Annotated in this window: 12 protein-coding genes; 6 read left to right on the forward strand and 6 right to left on the reverse strand. The window is 30.7% G+C overall.

The annotated features are described in order from the left end of the window. From recJ to SY27_RS12800, 5 genes are all read right to left on the reverse strand, one after another. Window positions 1-1,692 carry a single-stranded-DNA-specific exonuclease RecJ gene (recJ, locus tag SY27_RS12780; protein ID WP_045970876.1) on the reverse strand — a complete coding sequence of 564 codons (1,692 nt, stop codon included), beginning with the start codon at window positions 1,690-1,692 and terminating at the stop codon, window positions 1-3. Between the two features lie 94 nt (window positions 1,693-1,786). Next, the gene (locus SY27_RS12785) at window positions 1,787-2,215 is read right to left on the reverse strand and encodes an OsmC family protein (RefSeq protein WP_045970877.1); all 429 of its coding nucleotides are present in this window, start codon (window positions 2,213-2,215) and stop codon (window positions 1,787-1,789) included. Window positions 2,216-2,747: 532 nt separating this feature from the next. Continuing rightward, on the reverse strand, window positions 2,748-3,425 hold the full coding sequence (gene rsmI / locus SY27_RS12790) for a 16S rRNA (cytidine(1402)-2'-O)-methyltransferase (protein ID WP_045970879.1): 678 nt from the start codon (window positions 3,423-3,425) through the stop codon (window positions 2,748-2,750). Window positions 3,426-3,435: 10 nt separating this feature from the next. Then, window positions 3,436-3,795: a DoxX family protein gene (locus SY27_RS12795; protein ID WP_045970881.1), complete on the reverse strand. Its 360-nt coding sequence runs from the start codon at window positions 3,793-3,795 to the stop codon at window positions 3,436-3,438. Between the two features lie 3 nt (window positions 3,796-3,798). Beyond that, window positions 3,799-4,620, reverse strand: coding sequence for a hypothetical protein (locus tag SY27_RS12800; protein WP_045970883.1), 822 nt, complete (start codon window positions 4,618-4,620; stop codon window positions 3,799-3,801). Between the two features lie 102 nt (window positions 4,621-4,722). Between SY27_RS12800 and SY27_RS12805 the strand changes: the two genes are divergently transcribed. From SY27_RS12805 to SY27_RS12820, 4 genes are all read left to right on the forward strand, one after another. Next, the gene (locus SY27_RS12805; RefSeq protein WP_045970885.1) at window positions 4,723-5,319 is read left to right on the forward strand and encodes a thymidine kinase; all 597 of its coding nucleotides are present in this window, start codon (window positions 4,723-4,725) and stop codon (window positions 5,317-5,319) included. Next, the gene (locus tag SY27_RS12810; RefSeq protein ID WP_045970887.1) at window positions 5,320-7,764 is read left to right on the forward strand and encodes a bifunctional UDP-N-acetylmuramoyl-tripeptide:D-alanyl-D-alanine ligase/alanine racemase; all 2,445 of its coding nucleotides are present in this window, start codon (window positions 5,320-5,322) and stop codon (window positions 7,762-7,764) included. 57 nt (window positions 7,765-7,821) lie between these two features. Next, entirely contained in the window at window positions 7,822-8,220 is a 399-nt protein-coding gene (gene mscL, locus SY27_RS12815) for a large conductance mechanosensitive channel protein MscL (RefSeq protein ID WP_045970889.1), read from the forward strand. A 154-nt stretch (window positions 8,221-8,374) separates the two neighbouring features. After that, the gene (locus tag SY27_RS12820; RefSeq protein WP_045970891.1) at window positions 8,375-9,364 is read left to right on the forward strand and encodes an aspartate-semialdehyde dehydrogenase; all 990 of its coding nucleotides are present in this window, start codon (window positions 8,375-8,377) and stop codon (window positions 9,362-9,364) included. Between the two features lie 71 nt (window positions 9,365-9,435). On the opposite strand, the gene SY27_RS12825 is transcribed toward SY27_RS12820, so the two are convergent. Beyond that, the gene (locus SY27_RS12825) at window positions 9,436-10,071 is read right to left on the reverse strand and encodes a hypothetical protein (protein WP_152640762.1); all 636 of its coding nucleotides are present in this window, start codon (window positions 10,069-10,071) and stop codon (window positions 9,436-9,438) included. A gap of 106 nt (window positions 10,072-10,177) precedes the next feature. Between SY27_RS12825 and SY27_RS12830 the strand changes: the two genes are divergently transcribed. Beyond that, window positions 10,178-10,516 carry a hypothetical protein gene (locus SY27_RS12830; protein ID WP_152640763.1) on the forward strand — a complete coding sequence of 113 codons (339 nt, stop codon included), beginning with the start codon at window positions 10,178-10,180 and terminating at the stop codon, window positions 10,514-10,516. Window positions 10,517-10,782: 266 nt separating this feature from the next. Continuing rightward, window positions 10,783-13,161, forward strand: a complete 2,379-nt coding sequence (locus SY27_RS12835; RefSeq protein WP_045970894.1) for a TonB-dependent receptor plug domain-containing protein — start codon at window positions 10,783-10,785, stop codon at window positions 13,159-13,161. Window positions 13,162-13,164: the final 3 nt, after the last annotated feature.

The following is a 13,164-nucleotide window of genomic DNA, read 5'->3' on the forward strand; positions in this document are numbered from 1 at the left end:
TTAAGCTTTTATTGCTCTTATGTTTATTTGTAAGCTAGTTTTTCCGTTCCATTCGTTTTCATCTAAAATATATGCTATTTGGAATGGTTTTTTATTTTGTGTCAAAGATAAGTGTTTTCCTAATCCAAAGCCGATTCCTGCGATAGCTTCTTCATTATCTTGTTTAACAAATAGTTTTAAATGTTCTTCTTCGCTTCCTAAAGTTTTACCATAACCTGTGTCGTGACAATTGGAAGACATAAAGACTGGATGCATATTTTGTGGACCAAACGGTTCAAATTGTTTTATTATACGAATGAGTTTTGGTGTAATGTCTGAAAAGTTAATTTCTGTATCAATTGTTATTTCTGGGATCAGTAGATTGGGGTGTATGGTGTTTTTAACTGTTTTTTCAAATGCTTCTTTAAAGTTTTTGTAATTTTCTTCTTTTAAGGTCATTCCAGCAGCATACATGTGACCGCCGAATTGCTCTAAATGTTCTGAGCATGCTTCTAAGGCATTATAGACATCGAAATCGCGAACAGAACGTGCGGATGCGGCTAATTTATCTCCACTTTTTGTAAAAACTACAGTGGGGCGGTAATAGTTTTCGACTAAACGAGAGGCTACGATTCCAATAACACCTTTATGCCAATTTTCTTGATATACAACTGTAGAAAATCGATCTTGTTCTTTGTTTTCTTCAATTTGTGACAAGGCCTCTTTTGTGATTTGTTTGTCTAGTCCTTTTCTGTTTGTGTTGAATTCTTCAATTTCTGATGCAAATTCTGTAGCTTGTTCTAAGTTAAATTCTGTTAGTAATTGAACAGCATAATTACCGTGTTTTATTCTCCCTGCTGCATTAATTCTGGGAGCAACAATAAAAACTACATCTGTTATGGTTAGTGTTTGTTTTTTTCTGTTTTGAATTAAGGCTTTAATTCCTGGTCTTGGATTTGTGTTTATGACTTCCATTCCAAATTTTGCTAAGATTCTGTTTTCTCCTGTCATTGGAACAATGTCGGCTGCAATTGCTGTTGCAACTAAGTCTAGGTATGGTATGAAATTTTCGATGGTTTGATTGCGATTTTGTCCAAGAGCTTGTATGAGTTTAAAGCCGATGCCACAACCGCAAAGTTCGTCATAAGGGTATAAACAGTCTTCGCGTTTAGGGTCTAGTATAGCTACTGCATCGGGTAGTGTGTTTCCAGGTCTGTGATGATCGCAAATTATAAAGTCTATTTTTTTTTCTTTAGCATAATTTATATGGTCAATAGATTTAATGCCGCAGTCTAATGCTATAATTAGTGTAATGTTATTGTCTTCTGCAAAATCAATTCCTTTGTATGATATTCCATATCCTTCAGTATAACGATCTGGAATGTAAGTTGCAATGTTGGGTTGTAATGTTTTTAGGTAGCTTGATACTAGTGATACGGCTGTGGTTCCATCTACATCATAATCGCCAAATATCATGATGTTTTCATTATCTGTAATTGCTTTTTCTATTCGTTCAACAGCTTTATCCATGTCTTTCATTAAATATGGATTGTGTAAATCGTTTAGTGTAGGTCGAAAAAAAGCTTTGGCTTGTTCGTAAGTTTCAATACCTCTTTGAAGTAGTAGGATTGCAATAATTTCATCAACATGAAGTGCTTTTTGTAAGGTTTGTATTTTGTTTTTTTGTGGTTTTGATTTTAGGTTCCAGCGCATGGTTTTGAATTTTAAATTTATTTTGGCTTATATGTGGATTTGTTTATTACAAATAAATATGAATTGATGTAATAATAGCACTTTTTTTGAATTTTTATAAAGTGTTGTGATAATGAATTTTGGTTTCAACAGTGGTAAACTGACGAAACATTTCCATAACTCCGCAATATTTATCTACGGATAAACCTACTGCTCTCTTTAATTTGACTTCATTTAAATTATTCCCAAAGAAATGGTATTCTACCAATACTTTACTGTATGTTTTAGGATGTTCTTCTGTAAGATCTGCATTTGTTTCTATTTTGAAATGGTCTACCTTTAGTTTCATTTTTTCAATTAATGATGCAATATCTAGTCCTGAGCAACCTGCTAGAGCGGAAAGCATTAATGCTTTTGGTCTTAAGCCTTCTCCTTCTCCTCCATTTTCTTGACTAGCGTTAATTGTAATGGTTTCTCCACTTGGGTTAGTGGATTCAAATTGCATTTTTCCTTTCCAGGTTGTTATTACATTGTGTGTTGTCATATTTTGTTTTTTTTTTTGAAAACAAAGTTACAGAAACTGGTCGTATAGGACTATTTTTTTCTGAATGTTTTGTGAGGAGAATGTCTATTGTAAGTTTAATTTTTTGTTGTCATTCACTTATTTTTTACTAAAAACCGCAAAAGAAAATAAGTCATGGGGTACCACAACTACGACTTTGATAAGGGGTATATACGGGGTTGATAGGGAGTATCACCGTCTTTGACTCGTCCTAAAATAACTATACAGATTATTAAATTAATCCTGCTTTAGCTATACAAATATAATTTTTAATCCTAAATTTACTATACAACTACTTTTTCATAGTTATCTTTTTTATTATAATTCTTCCATCTTTTCTTCAAGTTCTCTGATTATAGATGAGCTTGATTTGGGGTTAGATAATGATAATTAGAATGTGGTCTTATGTCATATAGCCTTTAATACTTCGCTTTATCTGGTTTGGAGTTATGACCTTTGAATGGACAAAAAAAGTTAAGCCTCTTTTCTTTAATTTTGTAAAATGATAATATAATTATTTCATGCTCTTTCCTGCAACACATATTACAATTTCTCCTTTTGCTGGTTTTGTTTCAAAATGTTGTAGTACTTCTACTGCTGTTCCACGAACTGTTTCTTCGTGTAATTTTGAAATTTCTCGAGAAACAGAAACACGTCTGTCTTCTCCAAAATATTGAATGTATTCTGCTAGTGTTTTATTTAGTTTGTGAGGAGAAACGTAGAATATCATGGTTCTAGTTTCTTCAGCTAAGGCTAGAAAACGAGTTTGTCTTCCTTTTTTGTCGGGAAGAAATCCTTCAAAAACAAATTTATCATTTGGTAGCCCGCTGTTTACTAGAGCAGGAACAAAGGCTGTTGCTCCGGGTAAGCATTCTACTTCAATTCCATTTTCTACACAAGCTCGGGTTAATAGAAAGCCTGGGTCAGAAATGGCAGGTGTTCCAGCATCACTGATTAAAGCGATGGTTTCGCCTGCTTGCATTCTTTGGACTAAGTTTTCTACTGTTTTATGTTCGTTATGCATATGGTGACTATGCATTTGTGTGGTAATTTCGAAATGTTTTAATAATTTTCCACTATTTCGCGTGTCTTCTGCTAGGATTAAATCGACTTCATTGAGTGTTTTAATCGCTCTAAAAGTCATGTCGTCTAGATTACCTATAGGTGTAGGTACAAGGAATAATTTACCCATTTTCTTTTCTTTATTTTCTTGTTTTTTTATATAAAAAATAGGAAGTCAATAATAAAATCATTGCAATAAGTGCAGTTTTTTGCCCTCCATCTTTTATCATATAATGTGCAAAAAATGCTAAAATGATTTCAAAGAAGAAAGCAGCATAAGCCCATTCTTTTAATGTTTTATTAAAGTTTGTAAGTATTGTAATTACACCAATTATTTTTAAAATAGCTAGTGGGTATATTAGATATGTAGGGTAGCCTAAATTTACAAAAAAGCCATTTACCATTTCGTAATTACTAAGGTACATATTAGCAGAATATAGCATTAAAGCACAAAATAGTGCTGTAAAAATCCAATATGCTATTCTTAGATATTTATTCATTTTTTAGTTGAATTTTTTTTCTATTATTTCTAAAAAACGAGTTTCATATTCTTCTTTTCCATCCCAATTGTTGTAATCTGGTTTTATAAAATCATTTATGAATCCTTTTACTTCTTCAAAAGAATCAAATGTATTCAATTGTGAAAGAACACGATTAAGATCGTCTGGATTTCCGCCAAATAGTTTTTTTTCAAAGGCAATCCTGTCGTTTAATCCAATATTGATTCCTCTTGTAAGTCGATCATTTAGAGACATAGTTTTAGGCTCTTCATTTACAACGTTAGAAGTTTTTTCTTTTTCTATGATTTTTGTTTCTTCTTGAACAGGTTCTGCAATTGTTTCTACTGCTTTTTCAAAAGTTAAATCGGCTATTTTTTCAACTTCTTTTGGAACTTCTTCTACTTTTACAAAGTCGACTTCTTTGTAATCTTCTATAAGAACACCATCAAATAATGCTGGCTGAGCGGTTCCATTATTTTCTTCTTTTTGAATTTCTTCTTTTTTCTCTTCAGAAGGTTTAGGTTCTTCAAATTGTTTTTTTGTCGTATTGTTTTCTGTTTCTTGAACAGGTATAATGTCGTTTTCTGCTTTTGTGTGGACTTCTATATTGTTAGAAACAATAGGGTTTTCTAATTTTGTTTCAAGTTCTTCTTGTGAAATTTCATTTTTTAGAGTTTCAAAATTATCTTCATAAAAAGAGAGAACAGTTAACATTTCGTATATCTTCTTGGCTTCTAACTGTAATTGTTTGGTTTCAGAACGATTTTTTAGTTTTAAAACGCGATGTGCTATGCTGATTAATTCGGCTTCTAATTTTTTCTTCATAACTTTATAGAATAGAAATTGAATATATGGTTGGTTTTTTAATAAATTTGTTCTGTTTACAAAAGTAACAGAAAATAATATTAATCGACCGAAAGATACAAAATGTTTCTAGAAAATACCGTAAATCAATCTGAACAATTTGGCTGGATAGAAGTTATCTGTGGGTCTATGTTTTCAGGAAAAACTGAAGAATTAATTCGACGTTTAAAAAGAGCGCAATTTGCCAAACAGAAAGTAGAAATATTTAAACCAGCCGTAGATACTCGCTATCATGACGAATTGGTTGTGTCTCATGATGCAAATGAAATACGATCTACACCGGTTCCTGTTGCAGGGAATATTCGTATTTTAGCACAAGGTTGTGATGTTATAGGTATTGATGAAGCACAATTTTTTGATGATGAGATTGTCTCAGTTTGTAATGATTTGGCAAATAGTGGTATACGAGTAATTGTAGCTGGGTTAGATATGGATTTTAAAGGGAATCCTTTTGGGCCAATGCCTAACTTAATGGCAACTGCAGAATATGTAACTAAAGTTCATGCTGTTTGTACTAGAACAGGGAACTTGGCTAATTATAGTTTTAGAAAATCACAAGATAGTAAATTGGTTTTGTTAGGTGAAACGGAAGAGTATGAACCTTTGAGTCGTGCGGCTTTCTTTAAAGCAATGAAAGAAAATAAAGAAGGGAAATTATAAATGACTTTTTCTATTTTAAGTATAATTACCGAAATTACAGCACAAATTAGTGGTGATTTTGAAGACTTTATCATTGAGAATATTTCAATTGATAGTAGATCTATGCAAAATAATTCTGGGACATTGTTTTTTGCTTTGAAAGGTCAAAACCATGATGCTCACGCTTATATTGGGGAACTTATAGAAAGTGGTGTTAGGTGCTTTGTTGTAGATCATATTCCTAATGATGTTAAAGATAAAGCTCTTTTTTTAATTGTTTCTGATACAACATTAGCACTACAACAAACAGCAAAATATTATAGAAAGTTGTTTCATTTTCCTGTGATAGGTATTACAGGAAGTAATGGGAAAACAATAGTGAAGGAATGGTTGAATTTTTTATTAAGTTCACATTATTCAATAGTAAGGAGTCCGAAAAGTTATAATTCACAAGTAGGTGTTCCATTATCTATTTTTGGAGCTAATGAAAATCATAATTTGGGAATTTTTGAAGCAGGAATTTCTCAAAAAGGAGAAATGGAAAAATTAGCAGCAATTATTCAGCCCAATATAGGCGTTTTTACTCATATTGGAACGGCTCATGATGATGGCTTTGAGAATCAATCTGAAAAAATAGCTGAAAAAGTAAGGCTTTTTAAAAATTGTGAAGTTGTTGTACTTCAAAAAAATGAAGAAGTTGAAAAACACATTGTTAATGCTGTTTTTACTTGGAGTTTTATTGATAATGAAGCGACTGTGTATGCTGAAAAAATTGCAGAAAAGGATGATGGTGTAACGAAGTTGAATGTTTTTTATAACGGTAATTCTTTTTGTGTTACAATTCCATTTGAAGATGCTGTTTCTTTGTCAAATGCAATGCATTGTATTTCTGTTTTGTTATATTTAAATGTTGATGTTCAAACTATTATTAACAGTGTTCAGAATCTATATCCTGTTGAGATTAGATTACAGGCTAAAAAAGGAATAAATAATTGTGTTTTGATTGATGATTCTTATTCTTCTGATTATCAGTCTTTGAAAATGGCATTGGATTTTTTAGAACAGCAAAAGCAATATCAGAAAAAAACAATCATTCTCTCAGATATTTTTCAAGGAGGTTTGCCAATTGAACAGTTGTATAAGAAAGTAGCATTAGCTATTCAAAACAATAAAATTGATAGGGTTATTGTTATTGGAGAGACTATTTCTAAATATTTAAAAGAATTACCAAATGTGATTTCTTTTCATTCAACAGCTAAATTCTTAAAGCAATTTAATACGGAATCATTTCAGAATGAAACAATATTAATTAAAGGTGCACGTAGTTTTAACTTCGATGAAATTGTTGTTTTGTTAGAAGAAAAAAATCATGAAACAGTACTTGAAATAAATCTTGATGCAATAGTTCACAATCTTAATTTTTATAAATCGAAGGTGAAGTCAACAACTAAAATAATGGTTATGGTTAAGGCCTTTGGTTATGGCAATGGAGGTTTTGAAATAGCAAAGCTTTTAGAACATAATAAAGTAGATTATTTAGGAGTTGCTTTTGCAGATGAAGGAATTGAACTTAGGAAAGCAGGAATAAAATTGCCTATTATGGTTTTAAATCCTGAAAATAGTAGTTTTAATGCTATGATTGCTTATGATTTAGAACCAGAGATATATTCAATTACAGGATTGAAAGCTTTTTTAAAATTAGTGAAAGAGAAAAATATTGCGTCTTATCCTATACATATTAAGTTGGATACAGGAATGCATAGACTTGGTTTTGAAGAAGCTCAATTACCAGAATTAATTTCTCTTTTAAAAAATAATAATTTTGTTCAAATTAAAAGTGTTTTTTCTCACTTAGCGGCTTCAGATGATACTTCGTTTGATGACTTTACAAAGCTACAATTTAGTCGTTTTACTGATTATTCTAATGAAGTTATTAATGCATTAGAAATAAAACCTATTCGACATATATTGAATACTTCAGGGATTTTTAATTATAGTAATATGCAGTTAGAAATGGTTCGTTTGGGAATTGGGTTATATGGAGTTGGAAATTCTCAAATTGAAAATAGTAATCTTCAAAATGTGAGTACGCTGAAGAGTGTTATTTCTCAAATCAGGATAATTAAAGAAGGAGAAAGTATTGGTTATAGCAGGAAATATAGAGTGGATCAAGAAATACGTGTGGCTACAATTCCAATAGGTTATGCTGATGGAATTAGAAGAGCTTGGGGAAATGAGAAAGGATACGTTTTGATAAAAAATCAAAAAGCTACTATTTTAGGTAATATTTGCATGGATATGATGATGGTTGATGTAACAAATATAGATTGTAAACCGAGTGATGAAGTAATTGTTTTTGGAGATTATCTTAAAGTGACTGAGATTGCAAAGGCAATAGACACAATTGCTTATGAAGTTTTAACAGGAATTTCAAAACGGGTAAAAAGAGTCTATTATAAAAATTAAATGAAATGTTAAAAAATTATTATCTTCGTGATAATTAATCCAAAAAATTTTTTAGGTATGTTAAAAGAATTTAAAGATTTTGCAATGAAAGGAAACCTAGTTGATATAGCTGTAGGTTTCGTTATGGGTGCTGCTTTTAATAAAGTAGTTTCTTCTTTTACAGGAGGAATTGTCTCTCCGTTAATTGGTTTGATTTTTAAATCAGATTTTAAAGAAATGAAGTTTGTTATTCATGAAGGTGTTGCAAATGCAGAAGGTGTTTTAGAAGGAGAAGTTGCTGTTTTATGGGGGGAGTTTCTAACAAATGTAATTGATTTCGTTATTGTTGCTTTTGTGATGTTTATGATTGTTAAAGGAGTGAATGCAATGAAGAAGAAAGAAGAAGCGGCTCCAGCTCCAGCAGGTCCAACTCAAGAAGAATTGTTGGCAGAAATTAGAGATTTATTAAAAAAATAGATTACCGCTACATTATATATTCTAACTAAACCCCGATATTTTCGGGGTTCTTTTTTATAAAATAGTTTGTTTTGTTTAAATTTTGTGAAATTTGTAATTTCAAGGATAGAACAAAAGAATATTATATACTTTTGTAATATTAAATTTTAAAAAAATGAGAGTTGCCGTAGTAGGTGCTACCGGAATGGTAGGCGAAATAATGCTTAAAGTATTAAAAGAAAGAGGTTTTCCAGTAACTGAATTAATTCTTGTTGCCTCAGAAAAATCTGTTGGTAAAGAAGTGGAATGGAATGGGAAAACTTATAAAGTAGTTGGATTGCAAACAGCTGTGGATATGAAACCAGAGATTGCTCTATTTTCTGCAGGCGGAGAAACTTCTTTGATTTGGGCTCCAAAGTTTGCCGAAGTAGGGACAACTGTTATAGATAATTCTTCAGCGTGGAGAATGGATGCTACAAAAAAATTAGTGGTTCCTGAAATAAATGCAAGTTCTTTGACAAAAGAGGATAAAATTATTGCAAATCCAAATTGTTCAACAATTCAAATGGTAATGGCTTTAGCTCCATTACATTTAAAATATAAAATTAAACGTGTTGTGGTGTCTACTTATCAGTCAATTACAGGAACTGGTGTTAAAGCAGTACAACAGTTAGAAAATGAGTATTCTGATGTTAAGGGTGAAATGGCTTATAAATATCAGATTCATAGAAATGCAATTCCTCAATGTGATGTTTTTGAAGAAAACGGTTATACAAAAGAGGAAATGAAACTAGTGCGTGAAACTCAAAAGATTCTTAATGATAGAACTATTGCTGTAACAGCTACTGCTATTAGAATTCCTGTTGTTGGTGGTCATAGTGAAGCAGTTAATGTTCAATTTGAAAATGATTTTGATGTTGCTGAAGTTCGTCAGATTTTGCATGCTACTTCAGGGGTGACAGTTCAAGACAATACGGATACGTTTACTTTTCCAATGCCTTTGTATGCAGAAGGGAAAGATGATGTTTTTGTGGGAAGAATTCGTAGAGATGAAAGCCAACCAAATACTGTAAATATGTGGATTGTTGCTGATAATTTAAGAAAAGGCGCAGCTACAAATACTATTCAAATTGCAGAATATTTAGTGGCAAATAGTTTGGTGTAATTTAAAACTTGTATAAAAAGAGGCTTTGTTTTTTTAAACAAAGCCTCTTTTTATTAATGTCTATTGAAGTTTTAATCATATTCTTGAAAAACTAGTTTAAAAGAACCAGATGTTAGGTTAATTATAATTGAGGGGTCACTATCTTTGTATAATTTACAAGCTACAGTTCCAGAAACAGTTTGTGTTTGTAATCCTGTAAGGCTATTTGTTCCTGCAACGGTTGAAGTATAATTAATAGTACTTCCAGTTTGGCTTCCGCTTAGGGTAGAGTATGAGTCACCATTGTTGTCTGTGTAAGTAACACTAACACCTTTTGTCCAGTTAAAGTCTTGGTCTGATGTAATGAAGTTAGTTGGTTTGTTACTAAAAATAGTGTTAAAACTGGTTGTTTCTGTGCTTTCATCTGTTGATTGATACATATGATGTAATGTAATGTCTAATGAAGGATAGTCGTTAAGACCCAAAGGCTCCATAGTTGAACTATAATAAAATGACTTGTTTGAGCCATTACCACTGTATCCAACAATAAATTGATTGAAATGTGATGGTGAATTGCTATTGTCTTGAGTGTAGTTTACGCTTAAATTGGTAAGATTAGCCTTGAAAAATGCAACAGTATTTGAACTGTCATCTGGAGTGTCATTTGAATCGTCACTGCTACAAGAGAAGAAAAGTAAGCCTAATACTAGGAGAGATAATTTTTTCATAATAATTTTTGTGTTTATTGTTGTATGACAAAAATATCTCATTTTTATTTCATAAAAAATTTTTATAAAACAAACTCTTCAATAAAACTTAGTATATTTGTCGTTAATGAAGAAAAAAATAGTAATAGTGAACTTTATATTGATGCTGTCAGTTTTATTTGCTGTTAGCTATCAGTCACTTCATACTTTTTCTCATCATAGTCATAAAGAAATAAAATCGATTTCTTCTGAAGAATCGAAAGGTGTATTTGCTAAAATTATTTCAGATAAAGAAAGTTGTCCTGTTTGTGATTTCAAGTTTGCAAGTTTTCTTTCTCCTGAAATTTTTACATACTCGTTATTTCCTCCTGTTTTAGAAATTCCTTACCTATATAGTAATAATAATAATATTACTATTCTTAATAGAAACTCATTCTATTTAAGAGGTCCTCCCACATTAATTTAATATACTAAAACCCTATTAACCAATATTTTGATGATATGCAAATGACAATTCAAGTAAAAAAGCTTGTTTTTCATCATGGTATACTTTTAAATCTGTTTTGTTTATCTTTAATAGATTTCAAAAACAATATTTAAATGGTTATAGTTATTAAGTTGTTATAATAGCAACTTATAGAAGGTAGTCATTAAAAAGACTTTACCTTAAAATGTGTTCTTAATAGTATTATTAAAAATAATACGGTGTGTTTATATTTTTAAACTAAGAAAATGCGATTCAATTATATCTTATTTTTCTTATTTGTAAGTTATTTAAGTTTTTCTCAACTGACTATCAGTGGAGTTATTACTGATGAAAATGGTTTGCCTTTAAGAGATGTCCATATCCATATTGCTAATAAAACAAGTTCAACATCTATTGATGGTACTTATGTTTTAAAAGATGTTCCACAAGGAAATCAAAAAATGTATATTTCATATATAGGTTATAAGCCTATTGATGAAATGATAAATCTTACAATAGGTTTGACTATTAATCGTCAATTGTTTCCTGATGTTGTTAAACTTGATGCTATTTCTGTTCAACAAAGTAAAAATACTAAGAGTGAAAGTAGTAATGAGCAAGTTATAAAAGGTAAAATTATTGAAAAATATAGTAGTCAAACACTGGGTGATGCATTAAAAGAGATTTCTGGAGTTTCTATTTTGAAAACAGGAAGTACAATTGTAAAGCCTGTTATTAATGGATTGCATAGTACTAGAGTGCCAATTATTAATGATAATGTTCGTTTGGAAGATCAGCAGTGGGGAACAGAGCATGCTCCAAATTTTGATGTAAATTCCGCAGGTAAAATTACCGTCATTAAAGGTGCTTCTGCTTTGCAATATGGAGGAGATGCTATTGGAGGAGTTGTTATTGTTGAACCTCAAATAATCCGAAAAGATACTTTGGTAGGAAAAACAATTTTAGGTGTAGCATCTAATGGAAGAGGAGGAAGCATAAGTTCAAACATTCAAAAGGGGAATGTGTATGGATGGAGTTGGAATGCCTTAGGGACTTTTAAGTATTTAGGAGATAGAGAAACACCAAATTATATTCTTTCAAATTCAGGTAATAGAGAACAAAATTTTTCAGGAAGTATTCGATATGCTAAAGAAAAATATAATTTCAATGTTATGTATAGTTTTTACAATGCACAAATTGGGATTATAAAGGCATCTCATATTGGTAATGTAAATGATTTGTACAATTCAATTACGAATAAAGTTCCTAGTGTAAAAGGTAATTTTACTTATGATTTAGATGCTCCGAAACAAGAAGTACAACATCATTTAGTTAAGTTAAATTATCAACAATGGATAAATGATGCTAGTTCTTTAGATTTTCAATATGCTTTTCAATTTAATAATAGATTAGAATTTGATGTGAGAAGGGGTAGCGCTAATAATAAGGCAGCTTTAGACTTACAGCTAGCAACACATACTTTTCTAATTGATTATAAAACATCTTTCGAAGATTGGAAATTGAAAACTGGGGTTAATTTTGGGTATCAAAATAATTTTGCAAATCCAAATACAGGAATTCGTCCACTTATTCCAAGTTATGAAAAATTAGATTTTGGATATTATGGAATTGCTAGTTATTCGATTAATAATTCTCTTGTTTTAGAATCAGGTTTGCGATATGATTTTACTACTATTGAAGCAACCAAATATTATTTAAAATCTAGATGGGAAGAACGTGGATATAATGCTATGTTTTCAAATTTTATTGTTGGTGAAGAAGGAAATCAATGGTTGACTAAGCCACGATTTAATTATCATAATTTGACAGGTAGTATAGGATTAAGAAAGCAATTCCATCATGACATTGAGTGGTTGGTTAATTTGAGTTTAGCGTCTAGAAATCCAAATCCTTCAGAGTTGTTTAGTGATGGATTGCATCATTCTACTGGTCAAATTGAACTAGGAGATTTACGTTTAAAGAGAGAGCAAGCTTTTAAAGTGAATACAACTTTAAAGAAAAATTGGAAATCATTTGTTTTTCAGGTTAATCCATTTGTAAATCATATTTCAAATTTTATGTATTTGCGACCTATAGGATTTGAAACGACAATTAGGGGTGCTTTTCCTGTTTGGGAATTTGAGCAATCTGATGCTTTGCTAGTAGGGATTGATTTTAATTCAGATTGGAAAATTTCTGAACATTTTTCTCATGAAGCTAGTTTTGCTTATGTAAGCGGAAGAAATTTATCGGATAAAGAAGATTTAATCGATATACCTCCTTTTTCGTTAAATAATAAAATTCAATATAGAAAAGAAGATTGGCATAACTGGATTATGGAGTTAAAAAGCGAATTGGTTTTTCGTCAAACTCAATACCCAAATAATAATTTTAATACTAATATTATTGTTGATGATGTACTAACTCCTGTTTTAGTAGATATAAGCTCTCCTCCAAAGGGGTATCATTTATTGCATTTTTCTAATGAAATGACTTTTAAAATTAGTAAAAAAAATAGTTTAACAACTACATTTTCTGTTCAAAATATATTAAACACAACATATAGAGATTATCTAAATAGGCAACGTTTTTTTGTTGACGAGTTAGGTAGGAATTTTCAATTTCAAATTAAATTAAATTTTTAAAAA

The sequence above is a fragment of the Flavobacterium sp. 316 genome, from assembly GCF_000967805.1.
Taxonomy (GTDB): domain Bacteria; phylum Bacteroidota; class Bacteroidia; order Flavobacteriales; family Flavobacteriaceae; genus Flavobacterium; species Flavobacterium sediminilitoris.